16 protein-coding genes and 1 riboswitch are annotated in these 20,819 nt (G+C 41.3%); of the genes, 11 read left to right on the forward strand and 5 right to left on the reverse strand.

The features are described 5' to 3' along the window. Positions 1-3: 3 nt before the first annotated feature. Both NXG62_RS11160 and crcB read right to left on the reverse strand, forming a co-directional pair. Complete coding sequence (locus NXG62_RS11160) at positions 4-1,257, reverse strand: efflux RND transporter periplasmic adaptor subunit (RefSeq protein ID WP_427112489.1); 1,254 nt, start codon at positions 1,255-1,257, stop codon at positions 4-6. A gap of 202 nt (positions 1,258-1,459) precedes the next feature. Beyond that, the gene (gene crcB / locus NXG62_RS11165; protein ID WP_322351559.1) at positions 1,460-1,837 is read right to left on the reverse strand and encodes a fluoride efflux transporter CrcB; all 378 of its coding nucleotides are present in this window, start codon (positions 1,835-1,837) and stop codon (positions 1,460-1,462) included. Positions 1,838-1,890: 53 nt separating this feature from the next. Continuing rightward, positions 1,891-1,964, reverse strand: a riboswitch (Fluoride riboswitch). A gap of 111 nt (positions 1,965-2,075) precedes the next feature. Here crcB and NXG62_RS11170 point away from each other — a divergent pair. From NXG62_RS11170 to pth, 5 genes are all read left to right on the forward strand, one after another. Beyond that, positions 2,076-3,662, forward strand: coding sequence for a ClC family H(+)/Cl(-) exchange transporter (locus NXG62_RS11170; protein ID WP_427112491.1), 1,587 nt, complete (start codon positions 2,076-2,078; stop codon positions 3,660-3,662). Between the two features lie 188 nt (positions 3,663-3,850). Beyond that, entirely contained in the window at positions 3,851-4,654 is an 804-nt protein-coding gene (locus tag NXG62_RS11175) for a peptidoglycan-binding protein (RefSeq protein WP_322351558.1), read from the forward strand. Positions 4,655-4,886: 232 nt separating this feature from the next. After that, positions 4,887-6,260: a bifunctional UDP-N-acetylglucosamine diphosphorylase/glucosamine-1-phosphate N-acetyltransferase GlmU gene (gene glmU / locus NXG62_RS11180; RefSeq protein ID WP_427112492.1), complete on the forward strand. Its 1,374-nt coding sequence runs from the start codon at positions 4,887-4,889 to the stop codon at positions 6,258-6,260. 76 nt (positions 6,261-6,336) lie between these two features. Beyond that, positions 6,337-7,302, forward strand: a complete 966-nt coding sequence (locus NXG62_RS11185) for a ribose-phosphate diphosphokinase (RefSeq protein WP_091647732.1) — start codon at positions 6,337-6,339, stop codon at positions 7,300-7,302. A gap of 16 nt (positions 7,303-7,318) precedes the next feature. Next, entirely contained in the window at positions 7,319-7,885 is a 567-nt protein-coding gene (pth, locus tag NXG62_RS11190) for an aminoacyl-tRNA hydrolase (RefSeq protein WP_427112493.1), read from the forward strand. Positions 7,886-8,043: 158 nt separating this feature from the next. Here the strand turns inward: pth and NXG62_RS11195 are convergent, their stop codons facing one another. After that, positions 8,044-9,282 (reverse strand): IS256 family transposase, encoded by a 1,239-nt coding sequence (locus NXG62_RS11195; RefSeq protein WP_427112192.1) that lies wholly within the window; start codon positions 9,280-9,282, stop codon positions 8,044-8,046. Positions 9,283-9,472: 190 nt separating this feature from the next. Between NXG62_RS11195 and NXG62_RS11200 the strand changes: the two genes are divergently transcribed. Further along, the gene (locus NXG62_RS11200) at positions 9,473-9,763 is read left to right on the forward strand and encodes a CatA-like O-acetyltransferase (RefSeq protein ID WP_427114277.1); all 291 of its coding nucleotides are present in this window, start codon (positions 9,473-9,475) and stop codon (positions 9,761-9,763) included. 495 nt (positions 9,764-10,258) lie between these two features. Then, the gene (gene nifJ / locus NXG62_RS11205) at positions 10,259-13,774 is read left to right on the forward strand and encodes a pyruvate:ferredoxin (flavodoxin) oxidoreductase (RefSeq protein WP_427112494.1); all 3,516 of its coding nucleotides are present in this window, start codon (positions 10,259-10,261) and stop codon (positions 13,772-13,774) included. Between the two features lie 139 nt (positions 13,775-13,913). Here nifJ and NXG62_RS11210 read toward each other — a convergent pair whose 3' ends face one another. Then, a complete protein-coding gene (locus NXG62_RS11210; protein WP_427112495.1) occupies positions 13,914-15,764 on the reverse strand; it encodes a carbon starvation CstA family protein in 1,851 nt (616 codons plus the stop codon). 477 nt (positions 15,765-16,241) lie between these two features. Here NXG62_RS11210 and NXG62_RS11215 point away from each other — a divergent pair, with 477 nt between their 5' ends. The 4 genes from NXG62_RS11215 to NXG62_RS11230 all read left to right on the forward strand — a co-directional run bounded on the left by NXG62_RS11215 (position 16,242) and on the right by NXG62_RS11230 (position 19,014). Continuing rightward, entirely contained in the window at positions 16,242-17,225 is a 984-nt protein-coding gene (locus NXG62_RS11215) for an MBL fold metallo-hydrolase (protein WP_322351620.1), read from the forward strand. 619 nt (positions 17,226-17,844) lie between these two features. Further along, on the forward strand, positions 17,845-17,967 hold the full coding sequence (locus tag NXG62_RS11220) for a 4Fe-4S dicluster domain-containing protein (RefSeq protein ID WP_427114278.1): 123 nt from the start codon (positions 17,845-17,847) through the stop codon (positions 17,965-17,967). A gap of 25 nt (positions 17,968-17,992) precedes the next feature. Further along, positions 17,993-18,280: a hypothetical protein gene (locus NXG62_RS11225; protein WP_427112496.1), complete on the forward strand. Its 288-nt coding sequence runs from the start codon at positions 17,993-17,995 to the stop codon at positions 18,278-18,280. Continuing rightward, the gene (locus tag NXG62_RS11230; RefSeq protein WP_427112497.1) at positions 18,277-19,014 is read left to right on the forward strand and encodes an SDR family NAD(P)-dependent oxidoreductase; all 738 of its coding nucleotides are present in this window, start codon (positions 18,277-18,279) and stop codon (positions 19,012-19,014) included. Before NXG62_RS11225 ends, NXG62_RS11230 begins: the two co-directional genes overlap by 4 nt. A gap of 529 nt (positions 19,015-19,543) precedes the next feature. On the opposite strand, the gene NXG62_RS11235 is transcribed toward NXG62_RS11230, so the two are convergent. Beyond that, positions 19,544-20,479, reverse strand: a complete 936-nt coding sequence (locus tag NXG62_RS11235) for a DDE-type integrase/transposase/recombinase (RefSeq protein WP_427089594.1) — start codon at positions 20,477-20,479, stop codon at positions 19,544-19,546. Positions 20,480-20,819 lie beyond the last annotated feature (340 nt).

Here is a 20,819-nt window from a genome sequence, read left to right on the forward strand (position 1 = left end):
CTATCACCCGATTTCCTTTTCTATAGTCACGTTTGTGCCGTCTTTTAAGCGAGCTGTATTGGAAGTCGCAATGAGATCGCCGTCGGATAATCCTTCCAGAATTTCTACATATTCATCATTTCGCAAACCGGTTTTCACTTGACGTATTTCAATTTTATTATTAGTAGTAATGATATACAGTTTGCTGATGCCATTAATTTCCAATAAGGCGTCTTTAGGTACGTACAGCGTGTTCCTGCGTTGTAAAACCTTTACTGAAGATTGGGCAAACATGCCTCCGCGCAAAGAATTATCTGGATTATCCAATGTAATGCGTATAATATACGTTTTTGTTGATGTATCCATTGTCGGACTGACATAGGTGATTGTTCCGGTATACGTGTTTGCCAGCGATTCAATAGAGACAGATACAGGAATCCCGGGTTTTATTGAAGCTACATCAGCTTCCGATAAGGGACAGTCAATATAAATGCCGCTGTTATCTGTAATAGATAAAACCTTCGTGTTAGCAGAGGCCATGCTGCCGACTTCGGCATTACGGTAACTGATAATTCCGGCACGAGGTGCACGTATAATTAAGTCATCACGTTGTTTCTTCATGCTATCGATGACATACGCCGCTTTCGCTTGTGCTGCCTGTTTGCTGACAATTGCAGCCGGCGTATCGCCGACATTTTGGGTTTGTAAGTTATCTAACGTTGATTTTGCAGCAATAAGAGCTTGATACACCGTGTCCAGATCTTTTTGGGAAATAGCCCCTTCACTCTTTAATACAATATAGCGGTTATAATTCATTTGAGCAACTTCATAATCTACCTGTGCTTTCTGCAGTTCTGAAGAAAATTGTGATTCAGCTGTTCTGGTATCGGCGGCAGCTTGTTGGTAAGCAGCTTGGTCTTGATCAATCGTTAATTCTGAATCCATTGTATCCTGAACCAAAAGGACCTGCCCGGCGTCGACGCTGTCACCGAGGTTTACATTTACTTCGACAATTTTGCCGGCGTATTTTGGAGATAAATCAATTTGGGCAATAGGTACGGTTTCTCCAGAGAATAAAATTTTTTTTAACATATCTTTTTTCGAAACACGATATGCTTGTACGGAGGCTTCCATGAGGTCACCTTTTACTTTAGTTGCAGTATTATAATGACTGTACATATAGATTGCAGTAAAAGCAAGCAGTAAGGTAATACCAAAAGCAATTAATTTATTACGTTTACTTTTTAATACTTGGTGTGGTAATTGAAATGACGACATGAAGAATCCCCCTAATAATGAAATACTATCTATTATACAGATAGTATACCTTATATGGATTATAAATTCTTCATAATTTGTAAATATTTGTAATTTTTTTAAAATGTTAATTTTTTAAATATAAAAATAATTTAATATTTAAGATGCTTAGAAGTTTTATTTAAATATAACATGCGGTTATATTTGTGGATACAAGTTATATTTAATATAATAATGCACCTGCAACAATGCCAAGCCAGCAAAATAAAAAAGCACCGACAACATTCAAACCACCGTATAGGAATCCCAAAGCCATTTCATTGGCACGAATAAAAGTGAGAAGTTCCATATTAAACGTGGAAAATGTGGTAAAACCACCAAGAATACCGGTAACGACAAAAAGCTTTACAGCAGCAGGCAAATTCATGTGAGAATTAAAATACATCATAAGAAAACCAATAAGAAATGAGCCGACAACATTAACAAATACAGTACCGTAAGGAAATAAAATACCTCCATGCTGATTTGCCAGAAGCGTGACTCCGTAACGTAATGCTGATCCGATTCCGCCGCCGATGGCAACAGCCAATAATTTTTCCATAATTCAGATTCCCCCTAGAAAATTAAGTATAAAAAAATGCTGATACTCCTACTGTAATAGTAGAAGTCATCAGCCAAATGGCAGTTTCGACAGAGTGCCGCGGGAGACATTCATTCCCGTTTCATATAAATAACAACAATCTTAATTTTAGCGGCAAGAAGCACTATTGTCAACACGATTTTTATGAATGTGTGTTATAATAAAATAAATTTTGTTTGATAGGATGGGGTAATTAATTATGCAGATACAAGGACCGCTTATTTCAACAATCCAGGCATTGAATCATTGGCCTCGTTTTCGTCTGCGGTTGTTTTTTGAAGGAATTGTTGTCGGAACCATTTCCGGCAGTATCATTAGCTTTTTTCGTTGGGTATTAGAGTATACAACTCATTGGAGAGAAACGATTTATGATATGCTGCCGAATGCGGGAATAATAGCTAACTTAATATGGTTTCTTGTTTTATTGCTGGCAGCATTTCTATTGTATAGTATCAGCCAGTACGAACCCATGGCGTCGGGAAGCGGCATACCTCAAGTAAAAGGAGTTATTTTAGGACGGATTCGCATGCGGTGGCTGCGGATTCTCTGGGTAAAGCTTATTGGGGGAATTGTGGGAATCGGGTTAGGGTTATCCTTAGGACGAGAAGGACCTTCTATTCAAATTGGAGCAGTTACGGCGCAGGGGTTAAGCCGCTTGCTGGGACGTCTGCGAATGGAGGAACGTTATCTTATTACTGCCGGAGCCAGTGCCGGTTTGGCGGCAGCCTTTAATGCCCCGTTAGCGGGAGTTATGTTTGCTTTGGAGGAATTGCATCGGAATTTTTCCGGAGTAGTATTGGTACCGGCTATGATGGCTGCTCTTATGGCGACTATTATATCCCGTATTGTTTTTGGCCCGGTATCAATTTTTCATTTTGGAAATTTGCCGTTGTTTCCCATGAATTATATATGGTTGATTGTTGTACTATCCATTATCAATGGTGTGGCAGGAAATATATTTAACAAAGGGTTGCTGGGCGTACGTTCTTTTTATGAGCTTCCTGTATTTTTTCATCCGTATACTAAGATTGCTTTTGCCCTTGTTACGGGCGGAGTGTTGGGGTACTGCCTGCCTCAGGTATTGGGCGGCGGAAATGAATTGATCAATCATTTATCAGAAATGCCCTTGTCCATATCCTTATTTGGTCTATTGCTTGTGGGAAAATTGTTGTTTACATTAATTAGTTATGGATGCGGTGTTCCGGGCGGATTTTTTTTACCTATGTTAGTTATCGGAGCACTTACAGGAGGTGTTTTAGGCATCGTTTTTATAGAACTAAATCTTATTCCAGCGATGTATTTATCGGATATTATCGTTATCTCCATGGCTGCTTTTTTTGCGGCATCTGTGCATGCACCTGTTACCGGAACTATTCTTATTATGGAAATGACTAGTTCCTATGACCACTTATTGGTACTATGTATTGCTTCTATGGTAGCGTTAGTGTCAGCAAGACTTTGTAAAGGCGAACCTATTTATGATTCTCTACTGTATCGGCTACCGGAATTTAAAAAAACTAATATTCCTGATAATGAACGGCGTAATATTATAGAATTGACGGTCGAAAGCGGCAGTGCTGTCGATGGTAAGAGTGTTGGCAGTATTTCATGGCCTATGCACACCGTATTAGTAGATATTAAGCGTGGTGATAAGCAGATATTGCCGGATCAGGCAGTGCGGTTGCGAGCGGGAGATTATATTTATCTGCTAACGGATCATATAGGTGCGGCAGAAAACGTTAGAAATATGGTGATACAACAAATGTATAATAATTATAAAAATTAGTACCAGGTACTAAAATCAACTTATAAAACTTAGATACAGACTGCATAACAATAAAAACAGAGCGCAAGAACATGGAATAAAAATTGATAAAATGATGAATAAAAATACACTTTTTTGACTTATTGCTGAAATTTTGTTAAAATGTAATTGCTTGTTGTTAGAGCGTCATTTTTCAAAGAGGTGGTAATTTGAAGAAACGTATGATAACGATATTGATGATGTTGTTTATTTTGTCGATATCCTCTGTCTCATTTGCGAAACTTGAACAAGGAATGAATAGCCCGGAGGTTCAATATATGCAATATATGTTGATGGATACAGGGTACTTAAGTGATGGTGCGGATGGAGTATTTGGCAGTGGTACACTAGCAGCTGTTCAGCAATTCCAGTCCGATCATGGCTTAACCGCGGATGGTATTGTTGGCAATCAAACGTTGGCTGCATTGGTACAAGCTGATACTTCGGCGACATCTGTTGTTTTTCGTGGCGGTGATTCTGGTGATGCCGTTCGAGATATTCAGACACGTTTATCCAATAATGGGTATAGTGTAGGTGCTGTTGATGGTATCTATGGCGAGGGTACGGCAAATGCTGTTAGTGCTTTTCAGTCCAGTTTGGGACTATCTGCAACGGGGGTTCTCGATGTTCGGACAGAACGTGCTTTGTATGCTTTAGGGAATAGTACTCCGTTGTCTTCTAATACTAGTGCGGGCGGACAGGAAATTGTCATGCAGGCAACAGCCTATTCGGCACATGATCCTGGGAATAGCGGGTATACCGCAGGCGGACATGCATTGATTCATGGGCTTGTCTCTGTGGACCCCAGCGTTATTCCTTTAGGTACAAAATTATATATTGAAGGATATGGCTATGCGGTAGCAGATGATACGGGCGGTGATATTACTGGTACGCGCATTGATTTGGGCATGAATTCTAATTCAGAAGCAATGAATTTTGGCAGAAGAGATGTGGTAGTTCACATCTTGGGATAAGAGCACATATAAAAGGAGAGGCTGCAGCCTCTCCTTTTATATGTGCTAAGGTGAAAATTGTATCAGTAACAACGAATAGTATTGTATATATGAACAGGTTGTAAGTGGTTAACATCATAAGATAGTTGAGGTATTTCTGCAGTAAGCTTAAAAAAAGTATATATTTTAAGGCGGTTTTGTGGTATCCTGATAAGGAAATTGTTGTAGTTTTGATTTCTGGGGAGGATTTGGAATGAAAGAAACCATTGCACTTATATTGGCGGCCGGAAAAGGAACACGAATGAAATCCAAGTTGCCAAAAGTTTTGCACAAGGTAGACGGACTGCCTATGGTAGAACAGGTGCGCCGTACAGTACAGAGCGCGGGGACAATAAGGCAAATTGTCGTCGTTGGTTTTGGCGGCGAGGCTGTACAGGAGTATTTAGGAGATACAGCAGAAACTGTTATGCAGAAAGAACAATTGGGAACAGGACATGCGGTTCTTCAGGCAGAAGCACTATTGAAAGAGGAACAGGGAACACTGCTGGTTACTTGTGGTGATACTCCGTTGGTTACGTCGGAAACATTTACAGCTCTCATGGCTTGCCACGAACAAACACATGCGGCGGCTACGATGCTTACCGCAATTATGCCGGACCCTACGGGGTATGGCAGAGTTATTCGCAATCAGAGCGGGCAGGTTGTGAAAATAATAGAACAAAAAGATGGATCACCTGCAGAATTGGCGGTATCGGAAGTTAATGCCGGCATTTATTGTTTTGATATGCCGTTGCTGTGGGATATGCTGCATCGTGTAACCAATAAAAATGCTCAGGGAGAGTATTACTTGACTGATATTATCGGAATGCTTGTTGCTGAAGGTAAGACCGTTAGTGCGTTTGCTTCGTCGAATTATAAGGAAACATTGGGAGTTAACTCTCGGATGCAGTTGGCGGAGGCTGAGAGTGTTATGCGGCAGCGAAAACTGGAACAAATTATGACCGATGGGGTTACCGTTATTGATCCGGGGAATACGTACGTTGACGTGTCTGTTGTTGTTGGCCGTGATACCATACTCTATCCGGGAACTATATTGGAAGGAGATACGGTTATCGGTGAAGGTTGTCAGATAGGTCCATATGTTCGTTTGACTAATGTGCAGATGGGAAATGAGGATCATCTGCAGTTTACCTATGCCCATGATTGTCAGATTAAGAACGGCTGTGAAGTGGGACCTTTTGTTCATTTTCGCCCTAATACTGTTATTGGCAATCAGGTAAAAGTTGGCAACTATATGGAGGTTAAAAATTCCGTTATAGGAGATGGAACAAAACTGCCGCACTTGAGTTATATAGGAGATAGTGATGTAGGCAGTGGTGTTAACATTGGTTGTGGCACGATAACTGTAAATTATGATGGCAAAGTTAAACATCGTACAACAATTTCCGATCATGCATTTGTGGGATGCAATAGTAATCTTATAGCACCGGTCCGTATTGGAGAATACGCTTATGTAGGAGCTGGATCTACCATTACGAAAGATGTTCCTGCCGGATCGTTAGCGGTAGGGCGGGCTAGACAGCGCAATATAGAACAATGGGTAAAGGACGATACATATAAAAAATAGAAATACTATTATGTACGTATAAAACAATAAATGATAGAATACATATAGAAGACAACTAATTTGAGGAGGATCTATCATGTCATATGAAGATGGGAAAAAGCTGAAAATTTTTACAGGAAATGCCAATCCGGCATTGGCCAAGGAAATCGCCGATTATTTGGGTTTAGAATTAGGAAAAGCGTTTGTTGGTAAATTCAATAATGGTGAAATTCAGGTCATGATCGATGAAAGCGTTCGCGGTAAGGATGTATTTATTGTCCAACCGACGAGCGAACCTGTAAATGATAATATTATGGAATTGCTGATTATGGTGGATGCGTTAAAGCGCGCCTCAGCAAGACATATTACGGCGGTTGTTCCCTATTATGGTTATGCACGTCAGGATCGCAAGACTCGTGGTCGTGAACCTATAACATCCAAGCTGGTAGCAGATTTGATGAGCACCGCTGGGGTAACTCGTATGGTTACGATGGATCTTCATGCCGGTCAGATTCAAGGATTTTTCAATGTTCCTGTTGATCATTTGGCTTCGGCATCTATTATTGCAAAATATATTAATCAGAAAAAATCAGAAAGTGATATGGGCGATATTGTTGTTGTATCTCCCGATCTTGGCGGTGTGACACGTGCCAGAGACTTAGCAGACCGTGTAGGGGCTCCGATTGCTATTATAGAAAAGCGCCGTCCTCGTCCGGGGGTAGCAGAAGTGATGAATATTATTGGTAGTGTAGAAGGTAAGACCTGCATTATTGTTGATGATATTGTTGATACAGCAGGCTCCTTATGTGAAGGGGCCAATGCATTGAAGCGCATGGGCGCAAATAAAGTATATGCTTGTTGTGCTCATGCTGTATTAACAGATCCGGCTATTGAACGTATTAGTAAATCTCCTATTACGGAATTGATCATTACCAATACGATTCCTTTGGCAGAAGAAAAAAATATTGACAAAATTACGGTTCTTTCAGTTGCACCTCTTCTTGGAGAAGCCATTATGCGTATTTTTCATGATGTTTCTGTGAGTCGCCTTTTTGATAAATAGTATAGGCGGTATAGCATTGAATATGATAGTAGGTCTGGGAAATCCCGGACATGAATACGAAAAATCAAAACATAATACGGGTTTTCGCGTTGTAGATGAATTAGCTGCTCAATGGCATGTCACTGTATGGCAAAGCAAAATGAATGCAGCGGTTGCATCGGTTCCGATGGATGGAAGAAAAATACTGCTTGTTAAACCGCAGACGTATATGAATAATAGCGGAGATGCGGTGGGAGCTCTTATGCGCTGGTATAAATTGGCGGAAACAGATGTCTATGTTATTTATGATGATATGGATTTACCTGTGGGAAAATTACGTATTCGTACCACTGGCAGTGATGGCGGGCATAATGGAATTAAGAGCCTTTTTGCCAATGGCGTGCGGGATTTTATTCGTTTCCGAGTAGGTATTGGCAGACCGCTCCCGCATCATGATGTGATTGATCACGTTTTGACTCCGTTTCCTATAGAACTGCAAGAGCCGTATCAAAAGGGAATAAAAGCGGCGGCTGCGGCTGTAGAAGGATGTTTAGAGCTAGGAATAAGTAAAGGCATGAATCGCTTTAATTCGAAAAAAAAATAAATTTGTTTTTTGCAAAGTTGCAAAAAAATAGTTACAGAGAGAGCGCGCCAAATTCTGTGTAAACTCCATATAGTGGTGCAAAATAATAAGAACGTACGAGTCAGCGGTTATATCGTTGGCTCGTTTTCAATATAACAACAAGGGCATGCCCCTGTCAATCAATTCGGCATCCGATCTGCAAAATACACCGCGAGTTGTGCATGAATCTTGCTCCAATCAGGCCGTCGGCCTGTCCATTTTTTAGTAATATCCATCATGGCTAAATACAGCCTTTTGAGCAAACTGTCATCTGTTGGGAATACAGACTTTGCTTTTGTTACTTTTCGCAGCTGCCGGTTAAATCCTTCGATGGCATTGGTAGTATAAATCAGTCGGCGTAATTCTTCTGGATACTTAAAATAAGGACTTAAATTTGCCCAGTTTGACCTCCAAGATAACGTAATGGATGGATATTTAGCATCCCAAGTTTCGGAAAAATGCTCCAGCGCTTCTAACGCTGCCGGTTCATCCACTGCGGCATAAATGGCTTTTAAATCGTGCATCAACGCTTTGATGTCTTTGTACGATACATATTTTGTCGAATTCCGAATTTGATGGATAATACAATTCTGGATTTCTGTTTGTGGATAAACGGCTTCGATGGCTTGGGAAAATCCCGTCAGGTTGTCGGTACACGCAATCAAAATATCGTCTACCCCACGATGTTTGATGCCATTGAGAATGGTCGCCCAGAATTTGGCACTCTCATTTTCACCCACCCACATGCCAAGTACCTCTTTTCGGCCTTCTAGATTGATGCCAATGGCAATATACACTGCTTTCTTGATGATTTGTCCTTCACTGCGGACAGGGTAATGAATCGCATCCAAAAATACAACGGCATACAGCGGTTCCAATGGCCGTTGTTGCCATTCTTTGGCAACGGGAAGTATTTTATCCGTAATACGGCTGATGGTGGTATCCGATACCTCTAATCCATAAATATTCTGAATAGGTGTTTCCATATCACGAGTCGTCATGCCCTTAGCATACATCGATATAATCTTTTCTTCTACGTCGTGGCTGATACTGGTTTGATTCTTTTTCAGGATCACCGGATCAAAATCTCCGTTGCGGTCTCGAGGAACCGCAATGTCCACATTCCCGAAACTGGTACGCAGTGTCTTAGGACTATGCCCATTGCGACTGTTGCTTGTATCCTTGTTCTTGTAGTCATATTTGCTGTACCCTAATTCATCATCCAGTTCAGCATCCAATCCGTTTTCCATAAATTCAGCAATCGTATCTTTGAATAAATTTTGGATATCATCCATGCTGGTGATGTTGCTCATTTGCAACAATTCACGAATTTTGGCACGACGTTCCCTTTCTTCTAGACTGCGTTTTCTTTTTACCATAATAAAAACCTCCGTATGATGTAATTTTATTTTACACCACACGAAGGTTTACACAAAATTTGGGATTGTCCCGTTACAGAAACGCGCTGATTACTTACAGATAATCAGCGCGTTTCTGTTTGTCATGTAAATCTTTCTTCCGATTCCTTTTGTTCTATTTTTACATGACCTTATAAAATCTGTCCAGTTTATTGTAGCCTATTTACATGACAACACGGAACTGTTTAAATTTGTTCAGGCTCCGATGCAGTTCTCTCTGACAGCCTATATTTATGAAACCAAAAAAATAACAGAGGCGCAAGCTGCTTATTTTATAAGTCCGCCTAAAAATAATGTTTTTGTATTTTCTCCTATGCCATGGGTGTCATTTCGACATATTTCACATACTATTTCAGGAAAAAAAGACAATGCAGTTCCACTTTTTGATTGGGGAAAGTATTATTATCAAAACAACAAGGTATTACTTCCTTTTGCAGTATAAGTGCATCATTCCTTTGTTGATGGTATACACATTGGAAGATTGGCGCATAAACTGCGGCGATATATGGACAGTATTACATAAATATAAAGCATGCAATACTTTTGAATAATGCAGAAATATTAGAATGTACATTATGAAGAGACACACGAGCATGATTGCTTGCTACTTATTATTATATTCATTAAAGGAATATAATTCATGCTAAATAAGAAATTAAAATAATAAAAAAATAACAAAAAATATTAAATTTTAATTTAATTTTAATAATACTCCCCTATACTGAACAGAAAGTAATTTTTTAAATGACAATTAGTAATGAAATATAAAAAATTACGAATTGTATTTTATGATACGTGTCGTATTTCAAGGTGTAATGTAATTGAAAAAAATGCTGATTGTCTTTTTAGGGAATACTTTGCAGCAGGATATTTTGAAGGAAAGGAGCGGAAAAATACGTAATTAAAAACTTATAAAACAGAATGGAGGAGTTTTTTAATGACAAAGCGAACAATGAAAACGATGGACGGCAACACGGCGGCAGCTTATGTATCCTATGCATTTACGGATGTAGCAGCTATTTATCCGATTACACCTTCGTCGGCAATGGCAGAACATATGGATGAATGGGTAACGCAGGGAATTACTAATATGTTTGGACAAAAGGTCCGTGTCATGGAAATGCAGGCTGAAGGCGGAGCTGCCGGAGCTGTGCATGGGTCACTGCAGGCCGGTGCACTTACAACGACGTATACGGCCTCGCAGGGATTGCTGCTGATGATTCCTAATATGTATAAAATAGCCGGAGAATTATTGCCGGGCGTATTCCATGTAGCCTCCCGCGCACTGGGAACCAATACCCTCTGTATTTTTGGTGATCAGCGGGACGTGATGGCCTGCCGCCAAACGGGTTTTGCCATGCTGGCAGAAGGAAGCGTACAGCAGACCATGGATTTGTCGGCAGTCGCCCATTTGTCCGCGATAAAAGGCCGGGTGCCTTTCCTGAATTTCTTTGACGGGTTCCGCACGTCGCATGAAGTACAGAAAATCGAAGTGCTGGAATATGATGAATTGTTTAAGCTGGCGGACCATCAGGCAATCAAGGAATTCCGTGACCGTGCCACGTCTCCGGATCATCCGACCATTAAAGGCTCCTTGGAAAATTCCGATGTGTACTTCCAGCAGCAGGAAGTGGCGAACGGATTTTATGAAGCCCTGCCGGATATTGTAGAAGAATATATGGAACAAATCACGCAGCTGACCGGGCGGGTGTATCATCCGTTTACCTATTATGGAGCCGCCGACGCAGACCGTATCCTCATTACCATGGGGTCTCTTACGGAAGCGGCGGAAGAAACGGTGGATTACCTGAATGCCCGCGGTGAAAAGGTCGGCCTGTTGCGGGTTCATCTCTATCGTCCGTTTTCCTTGAAATACTTCTTTAAATATATGCCGGAAACGGTACAGAAAGTAGCGGTCCTGGATCGGACCAAAGAAATGGGATCCCTATGCGAACCGCTGTTTCTTGATGTACAGAGCGCATTTGCTGCACAGCGGCCGGGAGTCTGCATCATTGGCGGCCGGGCCGGTGTCGGTGGCAAAGATACCACGCCGAGTCATATCTTAGCCGTGTTTGAAAACCTGAAAAAAGATAAGCCGAAGAATCATTTCACCTTGGGAATTGTGGATGATGTGACACATATGTCGCTTCCTATCGGGGAAGATATCGATACGACGCCGGAAGGCACGACGGCCTGCAAATTCTGGGGACTCGGTTCCGACGGAACGGTGGGCGCCAATAAGAGCGCCGTTAAGATTATCGGCAACCATACGGATATGTACGCGCAGGCCTACTTTGCCTATGATTCCAAAAAATCAGGCGGCATTACGGTGTCTCATCTGCGGTTTGGCAAGCATCCCATTAAGTCGACCTATCTCATTGATAAAGCGGCGTTTGTTGCCTGCCATAATCAATCCTATGTCTATAAATACAATGTCTTAGCGGGATTGAAGAAAGGCGGTACCTTCCTGTTGAACTGTATTTGGAAGCCGGAAGAATTGGACCGCGAACTGCCGGCCGTGATGAAACGGTACCTGGCCAAGAATCATATCCATTTTTACACGATTGATGCCGTAGGGATAGCCCAGCGTATCGGATTGGGCGGGCGCATCAATATGATTATGCAGGCCGCGTTCTTTAAACTGGCGGATATCATTCCGGTAGAGGATGCGGTGCTGTATTTAAAAGATGCCGTTGTCTCTTCGTATGGGAAGAAAGGCGAAAAAGTGGTAAAGATGAACCAGGATGCCATTGATCAAGGGGTAGAAGGCATCGTGAAAATCGACGTACCCGCCATATGGGCGGATGCCACGGAAGTCCCGCAGCAAAAAGAAGCGGTACCGGAATTTATCACCCACCTATTGGAACCGATCAACAAGCAGGAAGGCGACAGTCTGCCGGTCAGTGCCTTTATTGGCTTGGAAGATGGGGCATTCCCGGTAGGTACCTCTTGTTTTGAAAAACGCGGGGTGGCGATCCGTGTGCCGGAATGGGATAAAGATAAGTGCATACAATGCAACCAGTGCTCGTTTGTTTGTCCGCATGCAGCGATCCGTCCGGTTCTGCTTACGGAGGAAGAAACAAAAGCGGCACCGGTGGGATTTGAAACGAAACCGGCTGTCGGTGCGAAAGGATTGAACTTCCGTATAGCCGTCAGTGTGCTGGATTGTCTGGGCTGCGGCAGTTGTGCCGATGTCTGCCCGGCTAAGGAAAAAGCACTGGTCATGAAGCCGCTTGCTTCGCAGGAAAGCAAGGCAGGACTTTGGGAATACGCCATAAAAGAAGTAACGGGTAAAGACAATCCGATGAACAAGTTTTCTGTGAAAGGAAGCCAGTTCGAACAACCCTTGCTGGAATTCTCCGGATCGTGTGCCGGATGTGGAGAAACACCGTATGCTAAACTTGTTACCCAGCTGTTTGGGGATCGGATGATGGTAGCGAATGCTACGGGCTGCTCTTCTGTTTGGTCCGGGAGTGTACCGTCCATGCCGTATACAAAAAATCGAAAAGGACATGGACCGGGCTGGGCGAATTCTCTGTTTGAAGACAATGCGGAGTTTGGTCTGGGGATGGTATTAGCGACCGAACAGCTGCGGGAAAAGACGGCCATGGATGTACGGGAAGCGATTGCTAATGAAAACACACCGGCCGCGGCCCAAGCGGTACTCCAGGAATGGCTGGATCATAAAGAGGAGACAGAAGGAACGCGGGAACGGGCAGATAAAGTAACCGCAGTCGTAGAAGCCGCTAAGGAGCAATGCCCTGTCTGCCGGCGGATTTATGAGCGCCGCGACTGCCTGGTAAAGAGAAGCCAGTGGATATTTGGCGGAGACGGCTGGTCCTATGATATCGGGTATGGCGGATTGGATCACGTCTTGGCCTCGGGTGCCAATGTCAACGTCCTGGTGTTTGATACGGAAGTCTATTCCAATACGGGCGGGCAGTCCTCGAAAGCGACCCCTACCGCGGCCGTGGCTAAATTTGCGGCGGGAGGCAAAAAGACGAAAAAGAAAGATCTCGGGCGCATATTCATGAGCTATGGATATATCTATGTAGCCCAGGTGGCCATGGGAGCGGATAAGGCGCAGTGTCTGAAAGCCATCCAGGAAGCCGAAGCGTATCCGGGCCCCTCTCTTGTCATTGCCTATGCACCCTGTATCAACCACGGCATCAAAGCGGGGATGGGCTGTGCGCAGCGGGAAGCGAAGAAGGCGGTAGATGCCGGATATTGGCATTTATACCGTTACAATCCGACGCAGGAAGAAGCCGGAAAGAACGGATTCAGCCTGGATTCTAAAGATCCCGTAGGAAATATCAAGGACTTCCTCATGGGCGAAGTACGCTATTCGTCGCTGAAGACCCTGTTCCCTGATACTGCCGATGCGTTTTTTGACAAAACCGCTAAAGACATGGAACAGCGGTTGGAAGCGTATAAAAAACTAGCTGATAAATAATCGACTGCGGATGACATGTGTATGCGTTATTATTTTGAATAAGGCAAGCAAATGCAGCATATTATATCGTTCTAAAATGTATCATATGAAAATAAGACGCGCCGAAAAGAATCGGTGCGTCTTATTTTTAATCTTGATGTTAATGCATAGCCGGAAATTCAATTCCGTCTTTTTCATTTTGTTTTTTTGTTTCTGCTTCAATTTCAGCACATGTACGCATATCCTGTGGGATCGTCTTGGCGTATCGAATCCAGCTTTTGACAGCTTCTATCATGACAACAGCATCAAGAATCAACATGATGACACTAATCGCAATAAGAAGCCATTTTCCGTTAGGAATGTAATTATAGAAAATATTATCATAATCTGCGTAGACGGTAATGAAACTCATAAAAATACAAGGAATCATAGTAATCCAAGCATATCGGCCACGACCATGACGGTAAATGAAAGAGGTTCCGATAGCTAACGTAACAGCCGATAATAGTTGGTTAGATACCCCGAATAACGGCCAAATAACTCCTATATTACCCTGTAATACGAGAAAACCCCAGGAAACATTGATAACAATGGAACAAATAATGATGCCGGGCCACCATTCAGCATCTTTGAATTTTGGTGAAAATTTACCAATTAATTCTTGTAAAAGATAGCGGCCGACACGAGATCCGGCATCAATTAAAGTTAAAATAAACAATGCTTCAAACATAATGCAGAAATGATACCAAAATCCCATGAATTGGCTCATGCCTGGAATTTGATTAAATATATCAGCCATGCCGACTGCCAAGGAAACAGCACCACCGGGACGATGCATAAGATTTTCTCCAACTTGCTGAGCAAGTGCAGGGAGATCTTGTACTTGTACTCCTAAAGCAGCAAAAGCTTGTTGTGTGGAATTAATAGCGAAATAATCATTCGGATGGAGACTGGTAGCAGCAATAAGTGCCATCATTGAAATAAAAGATTCCGTGAGCATTGCTCCGTATCCAATGGGAAGAATTTGACGTTCGTTTGTTAACATTTTTGGAGTCGTACCAGTAGATATCAGTGAGTGAAATCCAGATACAGCTCCACATGCAATAGTAATGAAAACAAAAGGAATGACAGAACCTGTTAAAACAGGGCCTCCCCCTGCACAAAACTGAGTAAGTGCGGGCATGCGGATGTTGGGAGCAACGACAATAATACCGATTGCCAGAGCACCGATAGTGCCTATTTTCATATATGTCGATAAGTAGCCTCGCGGCGCTAAAAGTAACCATACAGGTAAAACGGATGCAATAAAACCATAAACAGCAAGTATAATTTCTAGTTGAGTTAAATTAAATGTGAAGTACGGAGCTAATGCAGAACCAGGAACTTCTGAGCCATAAAATACGGCAAGTAATACAAGAACGACACCGATAATGGTAGCTTCCTGAATTTTACCCGGGCGTAAGTATTTTAAGTATAAACCGACGAAAATTGCAATAGGAATAGTAGAAGCAACTGTAAAAGTTCCCCAAGGGCTGTTAAATAAAGAGTTAGCTACAACAACGGCCATTCCTGCTTCTGTTATGATGAGCAGAAATAAAGTGGCAAGCAAGGCACTCATGCCAGCCAAGCCGCTGATTTCTTCCTTTGTGATTTCGGCAATCGATTTGCCATCATGACGAACAGAAGCCAGCAAGATAACCATATCATGAACAGCTCCGGCAAAAACAGAACCAAATAAAATCCAGAGCATTCCAGGAAGATAGCCAAATTGAGCGGCAATGACAGGACCGACGAGCGGACCGGCACCTGCTATTGCAGCAAAATGCTGACCGAATACGACCCATTTGTTAGTTGGTACATAATCATGTCCATCTTCCAAGCGGATAGATGGAGGGATTTTGTATTGATCTAACATTAAAACCTTAGTAGCGATGAATGTGCCATAAAAACGATATCCTAATATTAGGAAACACGCGGTGATTATAACTATATAAACACCATTCATTACCATATATAATTCCCCCTTTTATGTGACGGCTTATAATCTGACCGTCTTTATATGTGACGGGTTGTAATATACTATGCTTACGAAAAAGGTACAAGCAAATTCGTGCCAATGGAGGAAAAAAAGAGATGAGGGACAATATATAGACATGAATGGAAATGAATGATAGAAATAAATATAATATTTGTGTAAAATTTTTTAAAAATAATAATAATAATTTGGTATGACAATGAAGATTTCCCATTTATAAGCTATCTTAAATAATTGTTTTGGAGTGTATTCAAAATAATACTACGCTGTAAAAAAATAATGAATAATATATATACAAAATTGAAACAAGATATACAAAATAAAGGATCTTCTCTCGCGTATAGTACACGTTTTAAATGGGAATAAAGCGGAATCTTATCTTTTTGTTTTTGTTTATAGCCTGAATGAGGTATAATAAAACAGTAATCTTAATACCAAAAAAGGAACATGACTATGATACAAAAACTACATGAACAACCAGATATTTTTCAAATTCAAGTACCGCTGCCAGATAATCCTTTACAGTATCTTAATTCGTATGTGCTTCCGGGTAAAGAACGGACACTTGTTGTTGATACGGGATTCAAACGCCCGGAATGCCGGAATGCGTTGATGTCAGGCTTGAAAGAGCTGGCGGTTGATTTACCGAAGGTCGATTTATTTTTGACACACCTGCATGCGGACCATAGTGGACTTGTCAACGATTTTGTAGCTGCTGGAGCGACCGTGTATATGCATCAAATTGATTATCAATACCTGCAAGATGGGGTTGATGGCGCTACGTGGGCTGCAACGGAGAAAAGATATGCCAGGGAGGGCATGCCGGACGATGTTATTCGGACGCAAGCAGCAAATCAGGCACGTAAGTTTGCGCCAGATCCCCATTTTCCGGCAGTACTTGTGCAAGACAGACAAATATTGTATCTTGCCGATCAGCGTATTCACGTTATTCATACACCAGGTCATACAAAAGGACTCTGTTGTTTATATATTCCGGAACATGAGGTCCTTTTTTCCAGTGATCATATTCTTTTTGATATTACACCTAATATTACGATTTGGAGTAATATGCAGCATGCTCTCCATACGTATTTGGAAAGTTTGGATAAAGTACGGAACTTTCCGGTAAAACTGGCTCTTCCGGGACATCGCAAGGGTGATACGTCTATTATGGAACGGATCGATAATATTAAGGCACATCATCGGCATCGTCTAACCGAAGTTTACCAGCTTGTAAGGTCAATGCCGGAAGCAACTGCTTTTGAAATTGCAGCGCATATGACATGGTCTATGAGAGGGAAACGCTGGGAAGATTTTCCTATTACTCAAAAGTGGTTTGCTCTTGGAGAATGTTTGTCCCATCTTGAATATCTATTGGATGAAGGTATGATACAATGTCGAGGAATCGATGGTCTGCATCGATATAGTTTGAGATAAGTTAATAGTTCAGGCGATTCTGCGCACTGTGATTCAAGTGATCTGCTTGAAATGCGGTGCGCAGTGTTAGTGTAATATTATTTGAAAAATTTTCAGTGCATAAATTTTTGTAAAAAAAGTCTTTAAGACCCGCTATTATCTAGGTAAAAAATATAATGAGAGTAGATTTGCATATATAACTATATTTTAGTGTAAATATCATGTTTTTTGTTTTCATGGTAAATAATTCTCGATAAGGTATTGCAAAAAAAAGAAAAGGATAAAATATATAAGTATATTGCCTAACCAGCAAAATATATCAAATTGAAGGTAGATTGTAACAGAAATACTAAAAATAATAGGGAATCTGATATTTTGAGACGGAATGCTCGTAAAAAGACAAGAAAGTCGCAGCAGAAAGTTCATCGGGTACAGATTAGTGAAGAAAGTATGTGATGGGGGAAACTGGCTAAAAATTTTTCAACACCTGCATTTTTGTAGAAACAGGAAGTCAATGAACCTCGCGGTTATCTAGATCGATACATTTATCGAGAACTTCTTGACATATACTTAAAAATTTAATTTCTTGTAATTAAATTTGGTGGGTGATACAATCTAATCAACGAGATAAAAAATATGGATTTGGTATGAGCAGAGCAAGAAAAATGTACTAAGTGTGGAATTTTGTATTACCTGTGGTCAGTGTGTTGCTGTTTGTCCCTCAACAGTGCTTGATAATATAAAGGTTCCTTTAGTTAATTAAATATTATTGACTATCCCGGTTTTGGATGAATATACAGCCGCTATATTTCTTTGGAGTAGACTGCCTGACAGAGCGTAAAAAAGATAGTTGTGCGAAAGTCGATGGATCAACTTTTGAACGTAGAAGATTTGCTCGGACAAGTTTAAACTCTCAAGGTATTTCTTATCTTGTAATTGATGATGTTCAGACATTACGTACTATTACAGCAGGTATAATTGATTGGGTAGCAGAAGCATTGAAGAAGCTATATGGGGAAACAACTGGTTATAAATTAACAAAATATAGCTTGATAAAAGGAGAAATGATTTTATGAAAGCACTTATTACAGGCGCGAATAAGGGCATTGGCTTTGCTGTTGCAGAAACACTTGGAAAATTAGACATTGAGATTTTGATTGGTGTACGCAGTGCAAGTCGTGGCCAAAAAGCAGTTGAAAAATTATCAGCGCAAGGTATTATAGCCCATTGTATCAAAATTGATTTAAATAATTTTGATACAATTCATAAGGCGGCAAAAGAAGTCGATCAGCTTGATCTACTTATTAATAATGCGGGAATTCCGGATAGTTATAAGGCTGACTGCCCTGATCTTGACCAGAGGAAAACGACATTTGATTATACGACCGATGACCTTATTGAGACAATGAAAGTCAATTTTTTCGGAACACATGAGATAATTAAAAGTTTTCTGCCGAAACTCGTTGAAAATGGGAAAATCGTAAATATCACCATTCCGATTCAACCTAATAATTTTTGGCATCCACTTGCTTATCAAACCAGTAAGGCTGCCCAAAATATTATGGCGATGACTTACGCACTTGAGTTCAAAAATATGGGTAGTCGCAAACAGATTTTTAGTATAATGCCCGGTGGGGTAGCAACGGATCTTAACGGTCAGACTGCTGGGGCACTTGATGGCTACTTCAAATCACCTAAAGAAGCGGGTGAACTTATAGCGAAACTTGCACTTGATACCGAAAATCATAATGGCCAGATAATTCAATTCGATGGAAAAATCGTTACCGATTATGAAGTACAATTACGCTGATAACTAACTAAATCCAGAAATGGATCAATTCCAAATTTTGTGTAAACCTCCGTATAGTGTAAAATAAAATTACATTATACGGAGATTTTTTATTATAGTAGATAGAAAACGCAATTTAAAAGAAATAGAGCGTAGTGCTAAGATACTGTGCAATTACATTGACAAGCAGCTCATTGCGTTAAAAATTATTGACTTACTATTATAGGTTCGTTTACAATTTAAACCTCGAAATAATTGCGCGCACCCATATTCTTAGTTTGAATGAGGAACCAATGAACAACAGAATCGCTTGGTTCGTCGTTTTATTTCCATAGGAATAGAGTTAAGCACCTTATCCCAGATACCATTGCCCATATTGAATGATGGATGGAAGAATTACCTCGGAAGATTCTGGATTATGACTGTGCTGATGCTAAGTTTCAAACGTATATCGTACAGGTGCCCTAACTGCTATTGCAATTTACCATACATTTACCGAGAACTTCTTGATACATACCAGCTACAATTTTGTAGGTTTGTCAAACATATGTTACACAGTAGCAAGAAAAGAACGAAGGACTTCGTTAGGAGATTTCCAAGCCAGAGGACGCATAGGAAAATTATTGTATTCTCTACTACGTACTGCTAACTGTTTTTTGAAATCTGCAAAAGAATAAAAACGATGCTCCGCATAGAAGTACTCGTTGTCTTTTCGATGAGAGCGCTCTACCTTTCCGTTATGCCGCGGCGTATACGGCCGTATTTTTTGATGGATAATGTGATAGGCTGCCAATTGTCGTTCAAACAGCGTGAGTTCCGCTGTCTTACTTCGACCAAATCGGTTGGTGAATTCAAAGCCATTGTCGGTTTGGATTTTACAAATGGGAAACGAGAATCTTCGTACCAAGTGTTGGAGAAATATCGTGGAAGAATAGGTGCTCTGTTCTTGGAATGCTTCCAAATACCGAACGCGCGTACATTCATCGATAGCCGTGTATTGGTACATTCTTTCACCCAGCGCATGTGCCTGCCCCACGATGCAAGCAGAAGGAACTACTTTGACATCTACCTGCACTTTTTCTCCAGGGAACAGTGCTTGTTGATAGGGCTTGGGGATGTACTTTGGGTTCGGTACGGATTCCCGTGTGAGTCCGATACGCTTTAAACAGCGATATAGGCCAGTGATGGATCGTGTATATCCCCGTTTTCTTAGCTTGATCCAAAACACGACCAGCCCGGCATGCGGATTTCGTCGTCGCATATTCTGAATAAACGTTATCTCTTGAGACGTGTGCTGATTGGGATGATGGTGAGGGCGTCTGGATCGGGGCTGTAACGATGCCGGGGTCCCATCATAGCGCCATTGCAAGCGATAGATAAACTGGCGATTCGTACGATATTTTATAGCAGCAATAGTCACACCATATTTTCTGGCGTAAGAAAGAATAGATAGACGATACTTTACATCTTGTGTTATGCTGTTCATGAGAGAGCACCCTTTCTGTTGTGGTTTGGTATAGACAACTTAAGCATAACACAAAATGGTGCTCTCTCTTTTCTGTTTTTGTAACATATCTATGGTAAACCTACATTCTTGATACATACCAGCTACAATTTTTTATTGACAAGTTTGATATTTCGGAGTAAGATACATAGCAACAACAAAACATCGTCCATATAAACCTGTGAAGCGGAAGTAAAAACGATGTCGTGCACGTACAGAGAGCCGGGTAGCTGAGAGCCGGACGGACGCAGCGCGTTAAATGGACCGCCGAGGGTGCAGTGAAAAGGGTGACCTGAGTATTCTGCAACGTGGGGCATACGTC

It is taken from the genome of Megasphaera sueciensis (genome assembly GCF_050219315.1).
Lineage (GTDB): Bacteria > Bacillota > Negativicutes > Veillonellales > Megasphaeraceae > Megasphaera_A > Megasphaera_A sueciensis.

What these genes read in the sequence shown, in the direction of transcription:
- NXG62_RS11160 (WP_427112489.1), bottom strand. Translation starts at nt 1,257, where the DNA reads ATGTCGTCATTTCAATTACCACACCAAGTATTAAAAAGTAAACGTAAT.
- crcB (WP_322351559.1), bottom strand. Translation starts at nt 1,837, where the DNA reads ATGGAAAAATTATTGGCTGTTGCCATCGGCGGCGGAATCGGATCAGCA.
- NXG62_RS11170 (WP_427112491.1), top strand. Translation starts at nt 2,076, where the DNA reads ATGCAGATACAAGGACCGCTTATTTCAACAATCCAGGCATTGAATCAT.
- glmU (WP_427112492.1), top strand. Translation starts at nt 4,887, where the DNA reads ATGAAAGAAACCATTGCACTTATATTGGCGGCCGGAAAAGGAACACGA.
- NXG62_RS11185 (WP_091647732.1), top strand. Translation starts at nt 6,337, where the DNA reads ATGTCATATGAAGATGGGAAAAAGCTGAAAATTTTTACAGGAAATGCC.
- NXG62_RS11195 (WP_427112192.1), bottom strand. Translation starts at nt 9,282, where the DNA reads ATGGTAAAAAGAAAACGCAGTCTAGAAGAAAGGGAACGTCGTGCCAAA.
- nifJ (WP_427112494.1), top strand. Translation starts at nt 10,259, where the DNA reads ATGACAAAGCGAACAATGAAAACGATGGACGGCAACACGGCGGCAGCT.
- NXG62_RS11210 (WP_427112495.1), bottom strand. Translation starts at nt 15,764, where the DNA reads ATGGTAATGAATGGTGTTTATATAGTTATAATCACCGCGTGTTTCCTA.
- NXG62_RS11215 (WP_322351620.1), top strand. Translation starts at nt 16,242, where the DNA reads ATGATACAAAAACTACATGAACAACCAGATATTTTTCAAATTCAAGTA.
- NXG62_RS11225 (WP_427112496.1), top strand. Translation starts at nt 17,993, where the DNA reads ATGAATATACAGCCGCTATATTTCTTTGGAGTAGACTGCCTGACAGAG.
- NXG62_RS11230 (WP_427112497.1), top strand. Translation starts at nt 18,277, where the DNA reads ATGAAAGCACTTATTACAGGCGCGAATAAGGGCATTGGCTTTGCTGTT.
- NXG62_RS11235 (WP_427089594.1), bottom strand. Translation starts at nt 20,479, where the DNA reads ATGAACAGCATAACACAAGATGTAAAGTATCGTCTATCTATTCTTTCT.